The organism is Ruegeria sp. SATB045, assembly GCF_059613525.1.
This window is the reverse complement of record NZ_JBXWSR010000018.1, coordinates 51,012-69,680: the sequence shown is the minus strand read 5'-3', so window position 1 is coordinate 69,680 and position 18,669 is coordinate 51,012. Positions and strand designations below refer to the sequence as shown.

At 58.1% G+C, this 18,669-nt stretch carries 26 protein-coding genes; 14 read left to right on the top strand and 12 right to left on the bottom strand.

The window, feature by feature from the left end; genetic code table 11:
- Positions 1–26 precede the first annotated feature (26 nt).
- Positions 27–1,220, bottom strand: coding sequence for an aminotransferase-like domain-containing protein (locus AC2FNR_RS05120; protein ID WP_170755025.1), 1,194 nt, complete (start codon positions 1,218–1,220; stop codon positions 27–29).
- A 146-nt stretch (positions 1,221–1,366) separates the two neighbouring features.
- Here AC2FNR_RS05120 and AC2FNR_RS05115 point away from each other — a divergent pair, with 146 nt between their 5' ends.
- Complete coding sequence (locus AC2FNR_RS05115) at positions 1,367–2,131, top strand: FCD domain-containing protein (RefSeq protein WP_170755023.1); 765 nt, start codon at positions 1,367–1,369, stop codon at positions 2,129–2,131.
- Between the two features lie 35 nt (positions 2,132–2,166).
- Here the strand turns inward: AC2FNR_RS05115 and AC2FNR_RS05110 are convergent, their stop codons facing one another.
- The 7 genes from AC2FNR_RS05110 to AC2FNR_RS05080 form a co-directional block, all read right to left on the bottom strand.
- The gene (locus tag AC2FNR_RS05110) at positions 2,167–3,027 is read right to left on the bottom strand and encodes a glycosyltransferase family 2 protein (RefSeq protein WP_480868061.1); all 861 of its coding nucleotides are present in this window, start codon (positions 3,025–3,027) and stop codon (positions 2,167–2,169) included.
- Between the two features lie 82 nt (positions 3,028–3,109).
- Positions 3,110–3,925, bottom strand: coding sequence for a hypothetical protein (locus tag AC2FNR_RS05105; RefSeq protein WP_496848288.1), 816 nt, complete (start codon positions 3,923–3,925; stop codon positions 3,110–3,112).
- A gap of 91 nt (positions 3,926–4,016) precedes the next feature.
- Positions 4,017–4,577, bottom strand: a complete 561-nt coding sequence (locus AC2FNR_RS05100; RefSeq protein ID WP_480868064.1) for a F0F1 ATP synthase subunit B — start codon at positions 4,575–4,577, stop codon at positions 4,017–4,019.
- 5 nt (positions 4,578–4,582) lie between these two features.
- On the bottom strand, positions 4,583–5,134 hold the full coding sequence (locus AC2FNR_RS05095; protein ID WP_170775262.1) for a F0F1 ATP synthase subunit B': 552 nt from the start codon (positions 5,132–5,134) through the stop codon (positions 4,583–4,585).
- A gap of 86 nt (positions 5,135–5,220) precedes the next feature.
- Positions 5,221–5,445 carry a F0F1 ATP synthase subunit C gene (locus AC2FNR_RS05090; RefSeq protein ID WP_005981269.1) on the bottom strand — a complete coding sequence of 75 codons (225 nt, stop codon included), beginning with the start codon at positions 5,443–5,445 and terminating at the stop codon, positions 5,221–5,223.
- A gap of 69 nt (positions 5,446–5,514) precedes the next feature.
- Positions 5,515–6,273: a F0F1 ATP synthase subunit A gene (locus AC2FNR_RS05085; protein WP_170356118.1), complete on the bottom strand. Its 759-nt coding sequence runs from the start codon at positions 6,271–6,273 to the stop codon at positions 5,515–5,517.
- 2 nt (positions 6,274–6,275) lie between these two features.
- Entirely contained in the window at positions 6,276–6,608 is a 333-nt protein-coding gene (locus AC2FNR_RS05080; protein ID WP_170356117.1) for an AtpZ/AtpI family protein, read from the bottom strand.
- A 231-nt stretch (positions 6,609–6,839) separates the two neighbouring features.
- On the opposite strand from AC2FNR_RS05080, the gene AC2FNR_RS05075 reads away from it, so the two are divergent.
- Entirely contained in the window at positions 6,840–7,175 is a 336-nt protein-coding gene (locus AC2FNR_RS05075; protein WP_170755014.1) for an ArsR/SmtB family transcription factor, read from the top strand.
- 136 nt (positions 7,176–7,311) lie between these two features.
- On the opposite strand, the gene AC2FNR_RS05070 is transcribed toward AC2FNR_RS05075, so the two are convergent.
- The gene (locus tag AC2FNR_RS05070) at positions 7,312–8,232 is read right to left on the bottom strand and encodes a DMT family transporter (protein WP_480868070.1); all 921 of its coding nucleotides are present in this window, start codon (positions 8,230–8,232) and stop codon (positions 7,312–7,314) included.
- Positions 8,229–9,107: a LysR family transcriptional regulator gene (locus tag AC2FNR_RS05065; RefSeq protein WP_170755009.1), complete on the bottom strand. Its 879-nt coding sequence runs from the start codon at positions 9,105–9,107 to the stop codon at positions 8,229–8,231. Before AC2FNR_RS05065 ends, AC2FNR_RS05070 begins: the two co-directional genes overlap by 4 nt.
- A 118-nt stretch (positions 9,108–9,225) precedes the next feature.
- Here AC2FNR_RS05065 and AC2FNR_RS05060 point away from each other — a divergent pair, with 118 nt between their 5' ends.
- Both AC2FNR_RS05060 and AC2FNR_RS05055 read left to right on the top strand, forming a co-directional pair.
- Positions 9,226–9,807 carry an FMN-dependent NADH-azoreductase gene (locus tag AC2FNR_RS05060; RefSeq protein WP_496848287.1) on the top strand — a complete coding sequence of 194 codons (582 nt, stop codon included), beginning with the start codon at positions 9,226–9,228 and terminating at the stop codon, positions 9,805–9,807.
- A gap of 66 nt (positions 9,808–9,873) precedes the next feature.
- Positions 9,874–10,614: an aspartate/glutamate racemase family protein gene (locus AC2FNR_RS05055; RefSeq protein WP_480868074.1), complete on the top strand. Its 741-nt coding sequence runs from the start codon at positions 9,874–9,876 to the stop codon at positions 10,612–10,614.
- Here AC2FNR_RS05055 and AC2FNR_RS05050 read toward each other — a convergent pair whose 3' ends face one another.
- Positions 10,615–11,145, bottom strand: coding sequence for a prolyl-tRNA synthetase associated domain-containing protein (locus AC2FNR_RS05050; protein WP_496848286.1), 531 nt, complete (start codon positions 11,143–11,145; stop codon positions 10,615–10,617). It abuts the gene before it with no gap.
- Between the two features lie 87 nt (positions 11,146–11,232).
- On the opposite strand from AC2FNR_RS05050, the gene AC2FNR_RS05045 reads away from it, so the two are divergent.
- The 10 genes from AC2FNR_RS05045 to trmD all read left to right on the top strand — a co-directional run bounded on the left by AC2FNR_RS05045 (position 11,233) and on the right by trmD (position 17,632).
- On the top strand, positions 11,233–11,751 hold the full coding sequence (locus AC2FNR_RS05045; RefSeq protein ID WP_496848285.1) for a hypothetical protein: 519 nt from the start codon (positions 11,233–11,235) through the stop codon (positions 11,749–11,751).
- Positions 11,752–11,913: 162 nt separating this feature from the next.
- The gene (gene ffh, locus AC2FNR_RS05040) at positions 11,914–13,422 is read left to right on the top strand and encodes a signal recognition particle protein (protein WP_496848284.1); all 1,509 of its coding nucleotides are present in this window, start codon (positions 11,914–11,916) and stop codon (positions 13,420–13,422) included.
- The gene (locus tag AC2FNR_RS05035; protein ID WP_480868079.1) at positions 13,419–13,973 is read left to right on the top strand and encodes a GNAT family N-acetyltransferase; all 555 of its coding nucleotides are present in this window, start codon (positions 13,419–13,421) and stop codon (positions 13,971–13,973) included. The genes ffh and AC2FNR_RS05035 overlap by 4 nt, the downstream gene beginning before the upstream one ends.
- Positions 13,970–14,266 carry a chorismate mutase gene (locus AC2FNR_RS05030; protein ID WP_170356107.1) on the top strand — a complete coding sequence of 99 codons (297 nt, stop codon included), beginning with the start codon at positions 13,970–13,972 and terminating at the stop codon, positions 14,264–14,266. The genes AC2FNR_RS05035 and AC2FNR_RS05030 overlap by 4 nt, the downstream gene beginning before the upstream one ends.
- Positions 14,267–14,332: 66 nt before the next feature.
- Positions 14,333–14,722: a 30S ribosomal protein S16 gene (rpsP, locus tag AC2FNR_RS05025; RefSeq protein ID WP_170356106.1), complete on the top strand. Its 390-nt coding sequence runs from the start codon at positions 14,333–14,335 to the stop codon at positions 14,720–14,722.
- 12 nt (positions 14,723–14,734) lie between these two features.
- Positions 14,735–15,370 (top strand): 5,6-dimethylbenzimidazole synthase, encoded by a 636-nt coding sequence (gene bluB / locus AC2FNR_RS05020; protein WP_496848283.1) that lies wholly within the window; start codon positions 14,735–14,737, stop codon positions 15,368–15,370.
- Between the two features lie 4 nt (positions 15,371–15,374).
- Complete coding sequence (locus AC2FNR_RS05015) at positions 15,375–15,521, top strand: hypothetical protein (RefSeq protein WP_170754991.1); 147 nt, start codon at positions 15,375–15,377, stop codon at positions 15,519–15,521.
- A complete protein-coding gene (gene rimM, locus AC2FNR_RS05010) occupies positions 15,514–16,017 on the top strand; it encodes a ribosome maturation factor RimM (protein ID WP_170754989.1) in 504 nt (167 codons plus the stop codon). Before AC2FNR_RS05015 ends, rimM begins: the two co-directional genes overlap by 8 nt.
- Positions 16,017–16,832 carry a hypothetical protein gene (locus AC2FNR_RS05005; protein WP_496848282.1) on the top strand — a complete coding sequence of 272 codons (816 nt, stop codon included), beginning with the start codon at positions 16,017–16,019 and terminating at the stop codon, positions 16,830–16,832. Before rimM ends, AC2FNR_RS05005 begins: the two co-directional genes overlap by 1 nt.
- On the top strand, positions 16,829–17,632 hold the full coding sequence (trmD, locus tag AC2FNR_RS05000) for a tRNA (guanosine(37)-N1)-methyltransferase TrmD (protein WP_496848281.1): 804 nt from the start codon (positions 16,829–16,831) through the stop codon (positions 17,630–17,632). Before AC2FNR_RS05005 ends, trmD begins: the two co-directional genes overlap by 4 nt.
- On the opposite strand, the gene AC2FNR_RS04995 is transcribed toward trmD, so the two are convergent.
- Positions 17,629–18,426, bottom strand: a complete 798-nt coding sequence (locus tag AC2FNR_RS04995) for a glycoside hydrolase family 25 protein (protein ID WP_496848280.1) — start codon at positions 18,424–18,426, stop codon at positions 17,629–17,631. The two genes, trmD and AC2FNR_RS04995, sit on opposite strands and share 4 nt — an antisense overlap.
- Positions 18,427–18,669: the final 243 nt, after the last annotated feature.

Below are 18,669 nucleotides of genomic sequence, written 5' to 3'. Positions count from 1 at the left end.
GTGGAATGGTTAACAAACCCTTTCCACTAGTGGCGCAGAACCTGACCCAGACGTTTAATACCCTCTCGTATCGTGGCCTCGTCCGAATTGGAAAAACTCAACCGGATTGTATTCCGACCCGAGCCATCAGGAAAAAATGCGCGCCCAGGTACAAAAGCCAGCTGTACCGTTTCCAACGACCGTGACAAAAGATCGGCTCCGTCATGTGCTTGAGGCAAGGTCAACCAGACGAACATTCCGCCTTCGGGCTTGGTCCATTGCACCCCTTCGGGCATTTCCTGCCGCAAAGTGTCCAGCATCGCATCGCGCCGCCGGCGATACGTTGCCCGCACACGCAAGATGTGCGTGTCGAAACAAGCACGTGCTACTTCGTTGATCGACATCTGATTGATCGTTGGCGAATGCAGATCAGCCGCCTGTTTGACCAAAACCAACTGCGAAATGACCTCTCGCGAAGCAACAACCCAACCCACGCGCAAACCGGGCGACAGTGTCTTCGAAAAACTGCCGCAATAGACTGTCCGGCACGCCTCGATCGTTCCCTTTCGGGCAAGCTCCAAGGCAAGAATCGGCGGAATGTCTTCGCCGTCATAGCGCAAGGCCTGATACGCGCCATCCTCGATCACTGCGATATTCAGGTCCTCAGCAAGATCAAGCAGTGACTCACGTGTAGCGCGGTCAACAGTTTCACCCGTCGGGTTTGCGAAATCCGGGGACAAATAAGCGAATTTGATCTTTCCATCACCGGACGCAGCTGCATATTCAGCCGCCCGGCGGTTCGCCTTCAAGTCCAACCGATCAAAACAGGGCTCATATGCGTCGAATGCGTTGATTGCGCCCAGATAGGTCGGCCAGCCAACCAAAGCTGTATCTCCGGGGGACAGGTAAAGTTTTCCTAAATAATCCAGCGCTTGCTGCGAACCCGAGGTGATCAGGATGTTTTCCGCGGAACATTCGATTCCGATCTGCTGCATATGTCCGACAAGCCATTCACGAAGGGGAAGATATCCTTCGCTGACCGAATATTGGAGCGCATGAGGCCCATCTCCAAGGCACGATTGGAACGCATTGGCAAAGGCATCTGCAGGAAACAAAGCCGGGTCGGGAATACCCCCGGCAAACGAGATAATCCCCGGCTGATCCAGCAGCTTCAGCAATTCACGAATCTCTGAGGCTTTCATCCGTGAGGCCCTGGTCGCAAACAAATCTGGCGTTGACATAAGGCTCCTCCGTTTAGAGGCAGCGTAATAGATAATGAATTAATGTCAATATTGCTGACCTAGTAATGTTATGTCCTTTCTAGGCATTCTTGAACCGGGCCTGAATCCGTGGTCATATGATTTGACCAATCTGGAAAAGTGTCCCGATGCCCTTTCAAAAAATTCAGACCGAAAAGCTATCGATCGCGGTGGTTCGACAGATCGAACTGCTAATCCTTCGGGGCATCCTGCGTCCGGGTGAACGACTTCCTGCCGAGCGTGAAATGGCCGAGCGACTGGGCGTGTCGCGGCCGTCGCTGCGGGATGCGATTTCGGAACTGCAAGAACAAGGGTTGCTGACGGCCAAAGCAGGCTCGGGCATATACGTCGCCGAGGTCTTGGGCTCGGCGTTTTCCCCTGCTCTGATCCGACTGTTCGGCAGCCATGAAGAGGCTGTTTTCGATTATCTCTCATTCCGACGGGATATGGAGGGCTTGGCAGCTGAGCGCGCAGCGAGAATGGGTTCTGAAAGCGACTTGAAAGTCGTCCAGACGATCTTTGAAAAGATGGAGGCCGCCCATGCCCGCAATGCGCCGGAAGATGAAGCTAATCTGGACGCCCAATTCCACATGGCCATCATCGAGGCCAGCCACAACGTCGTGATGCTGCATATGATGCGGTCGATGTTCGATCTGTTGCGACAGGGCGTCTTTTACAACCGCCAAATGATGTTCAATCAGCGCACAACCCGAGAAGCCATCTTGGACCAGCATCGAGCGATCAATACCGCGCTACAGGCGCGTGACCCAGAAGGTGCCCGCAAAGCCGTCCAGAGACACTTGAATTTCGTTCAGCAATGCACACAGGATCACCAAAAAGCCCTACGAAACGAAGAAATCGCAAGGCAACGGCTGGATCACGAAACACGCTGACCTGGTACGCGGCACCGCCTGAGTTTCAGCAATGGTCACAGCTTGCGAATAACTCGTGCAAACCTGTGCTTCCAAAGACTCAAGCTCTTTATCGGTTTTGGATCGCAATTGATCAGTCCCGGGAAACTGCTATCAGCTTCGGACCAACTCCGCAGCTTGGTAGGCGCGGCCAGAACGGATTTCGTAACGGCGTCAGGGCTATCTGCACTCTGCTTTTCGTTGGCTATTACAGCCAGCATTTCTGCATGATAGGCGTCTATTGCTTCTGAACGTTGGCCTGTGCGGAACCGAAACGCACCGATCTTGTCGTGAACGGGGATCAGTTCAGCGTAGCGTGAGAACCGCAGCCAAAGTTCGCCATCCACAGCCAAGGACAGGCGCTCGTCAAGTTGTCCTCCGGCTTTGTCCCAAAGGCTGCGTCGCCAAAATGTCGACTCCTGCTGCACCCACTGATAGTCGCCCGCAAGAAACCGTTGATACGAAATTGGTCTTGGGCGTCGAGAGGCCAAGATACGCCCTGCCTCGTCTATCGTCGTGAGCTTGCCCGTCACCCAGTCCAACTTTGACTTTAGCGCAAAAAGAGACCCAACAAGTCCGAGACCTCCCTGCATTAGGACATCATCGGAATTGATCCACCCCATGACCTCGCCAGTGGCGAGAGCAAACCCCTTGTTGACCGCGTTGGCTTGCCCGGTATCTGGCTCGGATATGATATGTGTGAATGCGCCGCGATATCTTTCGACAATATCAAGCGACCCGTCTGTGCTTCCCCCATCCGACAAGATCAGCTCAAGATTGGGGTAAGACTGGCTGACAATTGACGTAATGGTCTGCTCGAGAAATTCGGCGCAGTTCAGGTTTGGAACGACCAGACTTATCTTGGGCATATTCGTCATGCGTAATCCTACCACCCAAGACCAAGCTGCATTGGTGCAGCAAAAGGGTTTCTGTGCGACTGCATCATTTCTGACAAGCCGATCATTTCAACAGCTTCTTTGGAATGCGCTTTCCGCTGCCGGGGCCCATATGCTCGGTTTGTGCCAAAGTTAAAAGACCGGGGTCAATAAAAAGACGTTTTCCCGCGCTACGCATCGATTGATGCAGAGTCGTATGCTCGCAGGTGATTTGACCGGTCTCATCCCGTGGCTGGTACGTCGCACCGCGCAAAGCTTCGGTCTTATACAAGCCCAACCCACCGAAAGCACTCTCCACCTCAATCAGAGGCGCGTCGGTTGGTATTGAGTATTGACGATTATAGATGATTTTCCGCTGCATCCGTCGCCACCAGACACTGGGAAACATCCGTGGTCGCGTTAGCGCCGTAAGCTCTCGCCACGGGTCTTGGTCGCTCCAGCCCGCACATCGCAACGCGTAAAGGTCATAATATGCAGGCAATGAGTTGGCAAACACGGCGTCCCATTGTGGCACCCGACGCGCTGCCGCGTTCAACACCTGATTTGGTTCCATTTGCGTATTGGGTCCGTCCATATCAAGAACCAGTGTCAAAGGATGGACCGGATTGGTGGCAAGAAGATGTTCAAGAACTGCATTTCTGGCGACGGCAATACGCTCGACGCGTTCATCGAACAGGTTCGACATACTGTCCAGAATGAGCACATCTACTCCCGCGTTCTGAGCCGCGTAATCTTGTAGGATGTCGTCGGTATTGTCTTTATTATCGTTGGTCGCGATGATCACGCGACTGCTCTCAAGGTGCGCCCGCAGCTGTTCGATGCGCAAGAGCGTTGCGGTCAGGGAATCTCCACCATTTCGAACAATGCCGAGAATGTTCATCAAAATTCCAGCAATTCAGGCGAGGGGTCTTTAAAAGCGCCTTGACCCGAAAGCGGGCTTTCGGGTCAAGGTTTCGAATTATGTTAAACGGTCAGTGCAGCTTTTCGCCTACATCCGCGATGGCCGCGTCGATCAGCTTGTTGGCCTGCGTAGCCGTCATCTGCTTTGCCAGAACCGCGTTGGCTGCGGAAACAGCAACGGTGATGGCCTGATCGCGCACCTCTTTCACGGCAGAAGCCTCCGCCGATGCGATCTGGTCTTGTGCTGCCACCAAACGACGAGCAATGGACTTCTCCAGATCGACCTTGGCTTGTTCAGCTGCCAGTACAGCATCGTCCTTGGCTGCTGCCACGATGGCATCCGCCTGAGACTGCACTTCGCGCTGCTTGCGCTCATACGAGGCCAGCAAGCTGCGCGCTTCTTCGTGCAGCGCGCGGGCTTCGTCCAGTTCGGACTTGATGCCTTCGGCCCGCTTGTCCAGCGCGCCACCGATCATGCCGGGCACCTTGAAGTAGAACAGAACCGCGATGAACACGATGAAGCCCAGCAGGACCACAAAGTCGGTGTTGCCAAGCGAGAAGAACGGGCCACTTGCGGCCAGCGCAGGGCTGGCAGCGCCGAAAGTCAGGATAAGGGCAAGAGTATTCCGCATGTCACTTATCCTTTCATCTGCGCGTCAACAGCACCGTCGATGGCTTTGGCATCCGCCTCGCCGCCCAGTGCGGTGACCAGTTCAGCTGCCGTATCCTTGGCAACCACTTGAATGCTTTCCAGCGCACCGGCACGGATTTCGGCAATTGCCTTTTCCGATTCAGCCGCTTTTGCAGCGATTTCAGCATCCGCCTTGGCAATCGCGTCATCCAGACCAGACTGAATCTCGGCGCGCGCCTCAGCAGCGATACGCTGCGCTTCGGCACGGGCATCGGCCAGCGCCTTGTTATAGGCCTCTTCGGCCTCGACCGCCTTGGCCTTCAGATCTTCGGCCGCAGCCAGGTCATTTGTAATGGTCCCCTGACGCTCAGCCAGGATTGCCGCGATGCGGGGCAGAGCCACGCGGGACAGGACCAGAAAGATGACGACCAGCGTGATGACCAGCCAGAAAATCTGGTTGGGGAACCAATCAAAGCAGAGCTGCGGCATCCCGATGGCCGACCCATACGAGTCAACACAGGTGCCTGCTACTTCTTTGGCTAGGGGTTCAGTCGCCATGATGTCCTCCGTCGGAACGTTGTCTTTACAACAGGTGGGTCGCTATGGCTTGGACCCACCTGCGCGTAAGGATCAGGTTCCGCAGATTAGACGGCGAACATCAGCAGCAGCGAGACCAGGAATGCGAAGATCCCCAGGGCTTCTGCGAATGCGATACCGATGAACAGGGTTGCGGTCTGCGAAGCAGCCGCCGAAGGGTTGCGCAGGGCGCCGGCCAGGAAGTTGCCTGCAACGTTGCCCACCCCGATTGCGGCTGCGCCGGAACCGATTGCTGCCAGGCCTGCGCCGATGTGTGCGAGATCGCCTTCCATGATGTTTCTCCTTACGAATTGGAAGTTTCGATGTTGGGTTATCGTTCCTGTGCTGGGTGCAAGACCCAATCAGTGATGCGGATGCAGAGCGTCCTTGAGGTAAACACAGGTCAGAATGGTGAATACGTAGGCCTGGATAAAGGCCACCAGGACCTCAAGACCGTACATTGCGGTGATTGCCAGAACCGACACGGGCGAGATCACGGCAATCGCGGCAAAGCCTGCGAACACCTTGATCACCGCGTGGCCCGCCATGACGTTACCGGCCAGACGAATGGAGTGGCTGACCGGGCGCACAAAGTACGAGATCAGCTCGATGATCGCCAGGATCGGGCGCAGCGCCATCGGCGCGCTGGAGACCCAGAACAGGCTCAGGAAGCCCGCGCCGTTCTTGACAAAGCCCAGAATGGTGACGGTCAGGAAGACAGCCAGCGCCAGCGGGATGGTCACGGCGAAATGCGATGTGGTGGTGAACGAGGTCGGGATCAGGCCCAGGAAGTTCGCGGTCACGATGAACATGAACAGGGTCATGACATAGGGGAAGAACTTGACGCCTTCCTTGCCGCAGATGTCTTCCAGCATCTTGTAGATGAAGCCGTAGGCCAGTTCGGCCACCGACTGCATCCGGGTCGGAACAATCGCACGCTTCGAGGTCGGAACGATCAACAGCAGAACAATCGCAACGATCGCAAAGAACAACCACAGCGTCACGTTGGTGATGGTGAACATGCCCACCGCACCGTCGCCGAACAACGGTTTGACGATGAACTGGTCCATCGGGTGGAATACCAGGCTGCTGCCTTCTGCTGCGGTGGTCTCGGTTGCCACGTTCAGTCCCTCTCGTCCTTCTCGGCAGCCGTCGCCGCCGTTTGTTTCTCTTGGACCTCTTTCGCGCTGCGGAGCATAACCTTCACGCCCGCGACAAGGCCCAGCAATGTAAACAGCACCAGAAAGATCGGGATCGTCCCGAGCAGGCTGTCCAGCCCGTATCCGATGCCAAACCCGATCCCCAGACCGGATACCATTTCGATGACCATCCTCCAGGCAAGCTCGCCACCGGATATGTCACTGTCTGCGCGTTTGGGGGGCTGTTTGGCCTTTTTCGCCGCGTCGATCTTGGCCTCCAGCTGCGCCATACGCTGCTTTTGGTCATCATCGGTCACGGGCGTTTCCCTCGCACAGTCTTGGGTAGGGTGCTAAGGCGATGCGGGCATAGAGTCAACGGTGTATAGGTCGCACCCGAATTATATTTAAACCTTTGATTTTATGTATTAAAATATTCCACCATCTCACCGTAGGCGCACCCGTTGGCCCCGCGCGGGCATGAATGGAACGGATCTTCCATATTCAACCAAATGGTTGACCAAAGCAGACCGCTGTGATTGAGCGGAAGCATGTCCAGTGATCTCGATACCGTTTTCGCGGCCCTTGCCGACCCCACACGCCGCGCCATCCTTGCAATGCTGTTGGAGGATGACATGGCCGTCACCGATGTTGCCGAACCGTTCGAGATGTCACTGGCCGCGATCTCAAAACATCTGATGATCCTGACCAAGGCCGGGCTGATCAGCCAGGAAAAACGCGGCCGGGTGAAATGGTGCAAGCTGGAACCCGACGCGCTGCGGTCGGCCTCGGTCTGGATGCAGGGGTTCGGACAATTCGAGCCGGTCAATCTGGATGCGTTCGAACGGTTTCTGGAAAGCCAATTGCCTTTGGCAGACGACACCTGACCGATTGACAATGGCAGGCGCATTTTTCGTGGTATGCTGCCAAAACCAAATCTATCTCTTCTGCGGATGACGCAAACGGTTCATGCCGCACAGGTCGAGACGTTTTGCGGCCTCGGCCTGTTGAGCACCCTTCAGTTCAGTTTCGATCGGCCTTAAAAACACGTTCCGCCCCTGTGGGTCCTTCGGGCCTGAGGAGCATCAACAAAGCAACGCATGTCAGAGCGACGCCGACCAAAACCAGTGCCACGGGGGCGCCGTTGCCCAGCGCAATCTCCCATAGAATGACCCAACTGGGGACAAGATAAGTATAGGCCATAACCTTGGCCGACGGCAGACGCAGGGCCGAAAACTGAACCAGAACAAAACTGGCGGCGGTCGCGAAGATCGACAGATACAGCAACCCGACCCACACGATCATGGGCAGGTTGGCCCAGTCGGTGTCGCGAATGTCGGACCACGCATAGATAGTCAAAAGCAGGCAACCTGCTACCATGGTTCCGAAACTGAACACCACGGCGGGTTCGCCGCGGTTCAGTTTACGCACCATCGGCGTATAAACAGCATGAGCTATACACCCCCAGAAATAAATGACCTCACCCTTGTTGATTTGAAAAGCCATGAACGCTTGCCAATCCGCCCGGAAGATCACCCAAAGCGCCCCAACGGCACCAATGCTTAGCGCCAGTGCCATCCTTGGCGTGGTGACCTGACGCAACAGAAACCATCCGGCGATCGCTGACAAAACCGGAGTCAGGGTAAAAACCGCAGCCGCGCTGACCGGAGGGGCGGTTTTCAACCCGTGAAACATAAGAACAAAATAGGTCGCAAAAAGCCCGCCCAGCACCAGGTAACGCCAAGGAGCTTGCGCAGCGCTGCGCGGCAAGCCTGTGGTCATCAACGCTGTTGCCCCGATCACGATGGCCGCAATTGCAAACCTCACGGCAGTGACCGCCTCGGGCGAGATCTGGTTGGCAATCATTGAGCCTAGTGAGAAACTGCCCGCGACCAAGGCAGAAAAGACCAGCATGGCCAAATGGCCACGCGCCGGAGGGGTCATGGCTGCCAGCCTTTGGATTGCTCTTTCAAATAGGAAAGGAACGACTGCACCTTGGTCGTGCGGTGCAAATCCACATGCGTCACCAGCCAAAGGTTGCCGAACCACTCGGACAGCGGCGGGATCACCTCGATCAGATTGGGGTCACGGGCAGCCTCCCACCGCGCCATGAAACCAATGCCTGCTCCAGAAAGAACGGCCTCGCGGATGCAGAAATTGTTGGTGCAGCGAAAAGTGATGCGATCAGCAGGGACCGTTTCGCGCAACCAACGCGAAAACGGCGCGCGGCTGGTTTCGTCATCGGTACTGACAAAGAAATGGCTGGCAAAATCCTCGACCCCGGCTGGTTTGCCGTGAAGTTCGATGTATGCCGTGCTCGCATATAAGCCGACCTCTTGTTTCATGAATGGCTGCACAACATTGTCGGGCTGATCCGGCGCCGACCCGGCGCGGATCGCCACATGTGCCTCACCATATTCCAGCCGGAATAGACGGTCACCAGTCAGATAGCGGACGATCAGATCAGGATGCAGGCGCTGGAATGTGCTCAGCACCGGCACAACCAACGGCGCCAACGAGGACAGAGAAGTCACCACCAGCTCTCCGGATACGTCATCTCCGCGGCCTTTCATGCGCCCAACCAACTGGTTGAATTGATCTTCGGTCGCTTGCGCTACGCGCAGAAGGTCGTCGCCCGCCTCGGTCGGCGTGTATCCACGGGCGTGGCGCTGGAACAATTTGACCCCCAGCCGCGCCTCGATCGCGTCGATATGGCGGATAACGGTGGCGTGGTGAACGCCCAACACTTCGGCGGCACCGCTGACCGTCCCCATGCGCGCCACCTGATACGCGGTTCTCACTTCATCCCAATTGTCCATTGCATCTTGTCCATTGTGCAAATTTTAACACTTACTGTTGGGATATCAGAGTTTTGTTCACCAACGCAACATTCATATTGGGACCAGACACAGAATTCACCGCCTGAAGGAGACCATCATGACCAAGACAGTTCTGCACATTGACGCCTCGGCCCGCCGAACAGGGTCAACGACCCGTGACCTTTCTGACCGTATCGTCAAGCACCTCGGTGCCAGCCGTATCATCCGCCGCGACCTGGCGACTCCGCTACCGCTACTGACCGAAGCGTGGATCAATGCCAATTTCACTCCCGCTGATCAGCGCGAAGCGGTCCAGCGTGACCTTCTATCCCTTTCCGACGCTCTGGTGTCGGAACTGCAAGAGGCCGATACGGTCGTGATCGGCCTGCCCATCTATAATTTCTCGGTGCCTGCGGCGTTCAAGGCGTGGATCGACCTTGTCGCCCGCGCCGGACTGACCTTTTCCTACAGTGAAAACGGCCCAAAGGGACTGTTGGATGGCAAACGGGCAGTTCTGGCCATCGCTTCTGGCGGCACCGCAGTCGGGTCCGAGATCGACTTTGCCACCGACTATGCCAAGCATGTTCTGGGCTTCATCGGCATTCATAATGTCGACGTCATCGCAGCCGATAAAATGGCATTGGACGCTGAAACGACCCTTAGTAACGCGCAAAAGGCTGTTTCGGAATTGGCGGCCTGATTGACCGTTACGCCCTAAAACGTCCAGTCTGCACCTGAACAGACAATTGCAGACTGGACACCGGGCATGAAAAAAATTGGAATTCTGGGCGGTGTGGGCTGGGCCTCGACCGTGGACTACTACCGCGCCATTGCCGAGGGCGCGAGCCGCCATTTCGCTGAACGGGGTCATACATCTCCGCTGCCCATCCCTCCGATGACCATCGAATCCGTCACGCAGGCCAAAACGCGCGCTTTGCGCGGTATCGCCGGGGACGAGGAGAGTTGGTCGGCCTTCGACGCAGTCTTTCGCGAGGCACTGCTGACGTTGGAGCGGGCCGGATGTGATTTCGGCATCATCGCGTCCAACACCCCCCACGCTCGACTTCATTCGATACGACAAGGCGTGGCGATGCCGATTTTCAGTATTTTCGACGCCACTGCAGAGGTGACGGCGCGCACCAAAGCCTCAGAAGCGCTGGTTCTGGGAACAACCGTCACGATGGAAGCGACCAACTATGCCGAAAAGCTGGCCGAACATGGCGTTGTCGCCAACAAGCGGCTGCCCGACGCCGAGATCGCCGAGATGCAAGCGATGATCGACAGCGACTTTTACGGTGGGGCGTCCGACGAAGCGCATGCCCGTTTGCTTGCGTTCTGCAACAAACATGCGCGCACTGGCACCGCGATCCTGCTGGCCTGCACCGAACTGCCGTTAGCCTTCCCCAACCATCTGGACGATCCGGTGTTTGAGGCAGATGGGCATCTTTTCATCAACCCTTCCGCCGCACATGTCTCGGCCGCCTTGGCCCAAGCGCTAGGGGACTGATCAAGGCAACCAGTTAATCTCGACCCCGATACGATCACAAAACGCCAGCAGATCGTCCCGTGGCATTGCAACGGTGCGGTCATTGACCAGCGGGTGCATATAGATGACATCCGCCTGCTTGGCTGCGCCGTCCATGAAGAACCGTACCTCGTTCTGCACCCCGTTGATCATCGCCAAAGGGCTCACCGCGCCGGGACGGATACCAAGGTTCTGCAGCAAACGATCCGCCGACCCAAAGGACAGGTTACCGACACCCAGTTCAGCCCCCAGCGCCTTAAGCTCGATCTCGGCGTTCTGCTCCAGCGTTACAAGATAGTTCCGCTTTTTCTTGTCGCGCAGATACAGGTTCTTGACCCGCAACGCGTTTTCGCCGGGCACCATGAACTGATCCTCGACCGCCTTTGAATCCTCAACCGTGCGCAGCGGCACATGGGTGTGCAGCGTATAAGTCAGGCCCCAATCGTCCAGTTGCGCCAGCAGCGCGTCGGAACTCAGCGGTAATGTGTCCTGAAAAGCAGATGATGCGTCCATGGGTATCTCCTGTTTGGCGTGCTCATCGCGCAACGTGCGGACAAATTCAAGCCAGACAGCGTCGGAATTCAGTGCTAGCGTGCCGCCATGAAAGTCACGCGCAATACTCCGAACCAATTGATCCTTTCTAATACGCCCTGGTTCATTGGCATCTCACTGATCCTCTTCATCCTTGCCTTTGTCGGCGCTGGTCTGTTCATGGCAACCGAAGGCGGCGAGGGCATTCTGTTCGGTCTGTTCTTTGCTGTGTTTGGCGGCGGGATGGGCATCGGCGCTTTCTGCGTCTTTGTGCGGCGCGTACAGGTGATTTTGGATCGACCCAGCAACAGCGTTTTGATCCGCCGCCAATCCGTCTTTGGCTATGACACCGTAGAACATGAGCTGTCGAACCTGTCCCATGCCGAGGTGGAAACCACCACATCGACCCGCGACAGAACCACGTCCAAGATGCACCGACCCGTTCTGATCCTGGAAAAGGGCATGAGTGCAGGCCGACACCCGATTGTCGAAGCCTATGTAAGCGGGCACGGGGCGCAGCGGCTGGTGGATGCGGTCAATGACTGGCTTCCGGCGCGAGCGGTTGACTCTGACAGCCAATCGGCCTAAAGCCCCCTTCAAACATCCGGAAGCGTCTGATCTTCCGGTCCCTTGAGTCGATCAGGGATCGCCCCCCACCAGCGAGTTTCGCCCGTGGGGGCGTTTGTGCATTTAACCGACGCATCCTATCTAGGAGGCGCCACCAGATAACCGGCTAAGGAGGCCGAAGGCATGTTTGAAAATCTATCCGAACGCCTTTCTGGCGTCTTTGACCGGCTGACCAAACAGGGCGCTCTGTCTGAGGAAGACGTCAAAACCGCCCTGCGCGAAGTTCGCGTTGCCCTGCTTGAGGCCGACGTCTCGCTGCCGGTGGCCCGTGCCTTCGTCAAGAAAGTGCAGGAACAGGCGACCGGTCAGGCCGTCACCAAGTCGATCACCCCCGGCCAGCAGGTCGTCAAGATCGTCCATGACGCGCTGGTCGATACCCTGCGTGGCGAAGAAGACCCCGGCAAGCTGAAGATCGACAACCCGCCTGCCCCGATCCTGATGGTCGGTCTGCAGGGCTCGGGCAAGACGACCACGACCGGTAAGCTGGCGAAACGCCTCAAAGAGAAAGAGGGCAAGAAGGTTCTGATGGCCTCGCTCGACGTCTATCGCCCGGCGGCGATGGATCAGCTGGCCGCTCTGGGGACGCAGGTCGGCGTTGATACGCTGCCGATCGTACCTGGTCAAAAGCCGGTGGATATCGCCAAGCGCGCCAAGCAGCAGGCCACTTTGGGCGGCTATGACGTCTATATGCTCGACACCGCAGGCCGTCTGCATATCGACGAAGTTCTGATGGACGAGGTCGAGCAGGTCCGCAATGTCGTCGACCCACGCGAAACCCTGCTGGTGGTCGACGGCCTGACTGGTCAGGTCGCTGTTGAAGTGGCCGAAGAGTTCGACGCCAAGGTCGGCATTTCCGGCGTGGTCCTGACACGGATGGATGGTGACGGTCGCGGTGGTGCGGCGCTGTCGATGCGCGCAGTCACCGGCAAGCCCATCCGCTTTGTCGGGCTGGGCGAGAAGATGGACGCGCTTGAGACCTTCGAGCCGGACCGGATCGCCGGTCGTATTCTGGGCATGGGCGACATTGTTGCCCTGGTCGAAAAAGCCCAGGAAACGATGGAGATCGAACAGACCGAGCGCATGATGAAGCGCATGGTCAAAGGTCAGTTCAACATGAACGACCTGAAAATGCAGCTGGAACAGATGATCCAGATGGGCGGCATGCAGGGCATGATGGGCATGATGCCCGGCATGGGCAAAATGGCCAAGCAGATGGATCAGGCCGGTCTGGACGACAAGATTCTGCGCCAGCAGATCGCCATGATCCAGTCGATGACCAAACGCGAACGCGCCAACCCTCAACTGTTGCAGGCCAGCCGCAAGAAACGGATTGCGGCGGGTTCGGGGATGGAGGTCAGCGACCTCAACAAGCTGCTAAAGATGCACCGGCAGATGTCGGACATGATGAAAAAGATGGGTAAGATGGGCAAAGGTAAGATGCTGAAACAGGCCATGAAAGGCATGTTCGGCAAAGGCGGCCCGTCGCCCGAGGACATGGCCGCAGGCATGGACCCCAAGGCGCTTGAGGCTGCAGCCAAGGCGATGGGTGGCAAGATGCCCGGTGGCATGCCCGGAATGGGCGGCGGCATGGCCCTGCCTCCGGGCCTTAGCGGGTTCGGGAAGAAAAAGTGAACACCCTCACCCCTCATATCCCCCGGCTTGAGACCGAGCGCCTGATCCTGCGCGCGCCCTCCGAGGCTGATCTGGACGCGGATACCGCGTTCTTCGCCAGCGAGGCGTCGCAGTTCGTTGGCGGCCCGTTGCGGCGGGATGAGACATGGCGGCTTGTCGCCAGCATCCTCGGCCATTGGGCAATCCGAGGTTATGGGTTCTGGAGCGTTGAGGAAAAAGAAACCGGCATCTATGTGGGCCGCGTCGGCCTGTGGTTCCCCGAGGGCTGGCCCGAGCCGGAAATCGGCTGGACCCTGATGAACCACGCCACCGGCAAGGGCTACGCGACCGAGGCCGCAACGGCCGCGCGCACTCACGCTTATGACGTGCTGGGCTGGGACACGGCGATTTCGCTCATCGCCCCGGACAATCACGCCAGCAAGGCCGTGGCCAACCGTCTGGGGGCCACCTTCGACTATCACTATGAACATCCGAAATTCGGCGCATCCGAAATCTGGCGGCACCCCGCCCCCGCCGATCTGGTGAATGGCGGCATGGAGGCTTACGCATGACCGACCCCGTAGCACAAGCTGCCGCGCTGCTGAAAGAGCATCGCGAAAGCATCGACCGGCTGGACGCGATCCTTGTCTATACGCTGGGCGAGCGTTTCAAGCACACCCAGGCCGTTGGCAAGCTCAAGGCCGAACACGACCTTCCCCCGTCCGATCCTACGCGCGAAGCCGCGCAGATCGCTCGGCTTGAAGATCTGGCGAAAGAGGCCGATCTGGACCCCGACTTCGCCAAGGCTTTCCTGAATTTCATCATTCAGGAAGTCATCCGACACCACCGGAAACACCAGGAATGACCCGTCGTTTCCACCCATAGAATACCCGGTCCGTGACCGGTCACGCCATCTTAAGGAGATACCACCATGGCAATGAAAATTCGTCTCGCCCGCGGCGGCTCGAAAAAACGTCCCTTCTATCGCATCGTTGCGGCTGACAGCCGTATGCCTCGCGATGGCCGTTTCATCGAGAAACTGGGCACCTACAACCCGCTGCTGCCTAAAGACAGCGAAGAGCGCGTGAAAATGAACCTGGAGCGCATCCAGTACTGGCTGGACCAGGGCGCCCAGCCCACCGACCGGATCGCACGTATGCTGGAAGCAGCTGGCGCACGCGACAAAGCCGAGCGCAACAACCCCAACAAGGGTACCCCGGGCAAGAAAGCTCAGGAACGCGCCGAAGAGAAAGCGGCCAAGGCTGCTGAGGCGGCAGAAGCTGCCGCTGCACCGGCTGAAGAAGCGGCTGCAGAAGAATAAGCAGGCAGGCGCGTGCGGGATCAGACTTTCACTGACGATTTTCGCGCGCAGTTTGACCTGTTGCTGCGGCTCCGGCGCGATGTGCGTCGGTTCCGCACCGACGCGATTGACGAGGCAGTGCTGACGCGCTGCCTCGACGCGTTTCGGCTGGCCCCTTCGGTGGGGCTGAGCGAACCCTGGCGCGTGATCCGCGTCGAAAACCAGCCCGCGCGCGACGCGGCGCTGCGAAATTTTCAAACCGCCAATGCGCAGGCATTGGAAGGGTATTCCGGCGAAAAGGCGCAACTCTACAGCCGCCTGAAACTGTCGGGGATGCAAGAGGCCCCGGTGCAACTGGCCGTGTTCTGCGACGATGCCACGGACAAGGGGCAAGGTCTGGGCGCAGACACGATGCCCGAGATGCGGCGCTATTCGGTGGTTTCGGCCATCACCCTGTTCTGGCTGGCCTTGCAGGCCGAAGGTCTGGGGTTGGGTTGGGTATCCATTCTGGACCCAGACCAGATGGCGCGTGATTTGGACGTACCCGAGGATTGGCGCCTGATCGGTTATTTCTGTGTTGGCCTGCCAGAAACGCAATCGGACACGCCCGAGCTGGAACAGGTCGGTTGGGAATGCCGCGACGACAGCCTGCCCATTGAGGTGCGATAGGCGCATGTTCGGGTTATTTCGCCTTCCCATCCTGCTGATGATCGCCTTTATTGTCGGCGTATTCTTCGAACGCTCGAACCAACGCGAGGCGTGCGAAGGGATCGGACAATGGGATGATGGGTTTTGTGTTACGGATGGGGCAAATGAGTGATCTGATCTGCGTCGGCAGCATTGCGGGATCGTATGGCGTACGCGGTGAAGTGCGGCTCAAGAGCTATTGCGCCATCCCCGAGGATATCGAGGCCTATTCCCCCCTGACGGACGAGGCCGGTGGCGAACGCTATCCGCTGGTCCTGACTCGGTCGATCAAGAATGGCTTTGCGGCGCGTCTGGGCGGAGTTGAAACCAAAGAACAGGCCGACGCGCTGAAAGGTTTGCGCCTGTTTGCGCGGCGTGATCAACTGCCCTCGTTGCCCGATGATGAATTCTATCACACCGACCTGATCGGGCTGGAGGTCTATGACACCGGCGGCACCCTGCTGGGCCGGGTAAAATCGGTGCAAAACCACGGCGCTGCCGACCTGCTGGAACTGCACGGGCCGGGGCTGAAGGCGACCGTTCTGCTGCCCTTCACGCTTGAGGCCGTCCCCACGGTCGATCTGGATCAAGGCCGCATCATCGCCGACCCGCCCGAAGGGCTGATCTGATGCGCCGCGTCCTGCTGCATCTGGGCCTGCACAAGACCGGCACCACTGCGGCACAGTCTTTCCTTTATGAAAATCGCGAGTTGATCTGGCCGCATTTCGCGTTGGTCCTGCCCTATCGAACGCGTAATTCGGGCCTGTCGCGGGCAGCGACCAACCATTCCGTTTATGGCACCGTCGGCACCTTGTCCGAGTTCGGCAGCCAGATGCGCGACTTCCTCGACTCGCTGGATTTCGGGGAAAAGCGCGGTTTGATCCTAAGCGAGGAAAACTTCGCGGGCCTCCGCCCTAGTCGCAATCTGGAACAGGGCTACGCGGCAGCCCCCGATCTGGCCGCCTGTCTTGTGGATTCGATCCACCAGAGGTTTTCCGGGCAAGAGATCGAGATCACGCTTTACCTGTCTTTGCGTCAGCGGGGCAGTTGGTTGCGCAGCCTTTGGGCCCATGATTTGCAGCGAATGCGACAAGTGCAGGATTTCGATACATTCCGCGACAGCATCGACCATTTGCCCTCGTTGCAAGAAACCGTAAACCAGATTCGTGACAAGCTGCCCACCGTCACCGTGAACACGGACTGGCTGGAGGAGCTGCAATTGCGTCAATTCGGGCCGGGTGCGCCTTTTGCCGAGTATCTGGACTTGTCCCATGACAAGGCGCAACAGCTGGTTCCGCCCTCCAAATCGAACACTCGACTGCCCGAGGACGTTTTGGCCGAATTGCTGGACCTGAACAGATCACGTCTGGACGAAGCCGCCTTGGTCGCGCAAAAAGCCGCCGTAGTTGAACGGGCGCAGCAGGCGTTGATGGGTGCGACATGACCGAAAAACCATCGAAATCTCATGGGCGCAAGGCGATCCGCCCGACCCTGAAACCGCGTGAGCTGCTGACCCCCACGCCCGACCTGCACGGGGTGTGGAAGGCTAAGATCATCACTCTGTTCCCTTCAGCTTTTCCCGGTGTGTTGGGCGAAAGCCTGACCGGCAAGGCGCTGCAAGAGGGTCTGTGGCAGTTGGAAACCGTCGATCTGCGCCAGTTCGGCGTCGGTAAGCACCGCAATGTGGATGACACGCCCGCCGGCGGCGGCGCGGGCATGGTGTTGCGCGCCGATGTACTGGGCGAGGCGATTGAACACACGATGGCGGGGGCGCGGGGTAACTGGCCGCTGATCTACCTCAGCCCGCGTGGCCGCCGGATGGATCAGCGCATGATGCAGAATCTGGCGCGCTGTGACGGCATGACCCTGCTGTGTGGCCGGTTCGAAGGCGTCGATGAGCGCGTTCTGGAGCATTACGGCGTGCAAGAGGTCTCCTTAGGCGATTTCGTCATGACCGGCGGTGAGATTGCCGCGCAGGCTTTGATCGACGCCACCGTAAGGCTGATCCCCGGCGTTTTGGGCAATCAGGTTTCGGCTGAGGAGGAGAGCTTTTCCTCGGGCCTGCTGGAACACCCGCAATACACACGCCCCGCCGAATGGAAGGGCCGCCTGATCCCGGACATTCTGATGTCGGGCCATCACGGGCGTATTGCCAATTGGCGGCATGAGATGTCCGAGCGGATCACACAGGAACGCCGCCCCGACCTGTGGGACGCCTACTCCAAAGCCAAGTCCGAAGACTAGCCGTTCTTCCACCGCGCCCAGATCTCGGGCGGGCCGTTGAAGGTGTTGATGTCCACTGGTCCCTGCACACCGGGCACAAGCCCCGTGCCCGTGTATTGCCAGAACCGCCAAATCGCATTGGGATAAACGTTCCTTGGATGCCCGGCGACGGACCTCAGCCAGAACTCTGTCTTGGGCAGGCGCCCGATGTCTGTGTCAGCATAAAAGTCCACAGTCGTGTAGACAATCGGACGCCGCCCATAATGACGTTCGAGAATATCGAGAAACCGTTGAGCTTCGGCGCGAACGGTCGCACCGTCTGGGCGCAGAGTGCAGGTCTTGGAATGGGGCGTCCACTCCATATCCAGAACATGCGGAAGGTCCGATCCTTTGGGAACATTCTGGATGAACCACCGCGCCTGCTCGCGCGCTGGGCGGCAGAAATAGTAATAGTGATAGGCCCCCCAAGGCACTCCGGCGGCCTTTGCTCCGCTGCTGTGACTTGCAAACATCGGATCAGCTACATCACCACCCTCAGTCGCCTTGATGAACACAAAGCTAACACCCGATGCCTTGGCCTTTTGCCAGTCAATCGGCCCTTGCCAGCGCGACACGTCCAGCCCGTGCACGGGATAGTGGCCTGGATGGCGCCCCTCCCACGGGTGCGGATCAGCATCGCCGAAAGCCGGGAAAATCACCGCAGGTGAGGTCGTGTCCAGAAACGCGTTGGCCTCGACCTGTTGCGGCGGCGGACTGCTGCAACCGCAGGACAGGATGGCAAAAGCCGCGACAGCAAGCATCAATGCAGTGCGCATGATCAGTTCCTGTTTGAAATGACTGCTCTTGTAATTGCCCTCAGAATGCCTGATCGACGGATCAAAGCAACGATGCTGTTTTGAGGCGGCGGAATCCCACCGTTTCACAGCATTTTGGGCTTGATCCCTGCACATAATGCCCTTAAACGACCGCAATCCGGTGCCGCGTCATGCGACTCCGGTATTTTGGTTTGGTCCATGTCGTGACGCCCGGCTTTCTTCGGCCACGGCGCGGCGGAACAA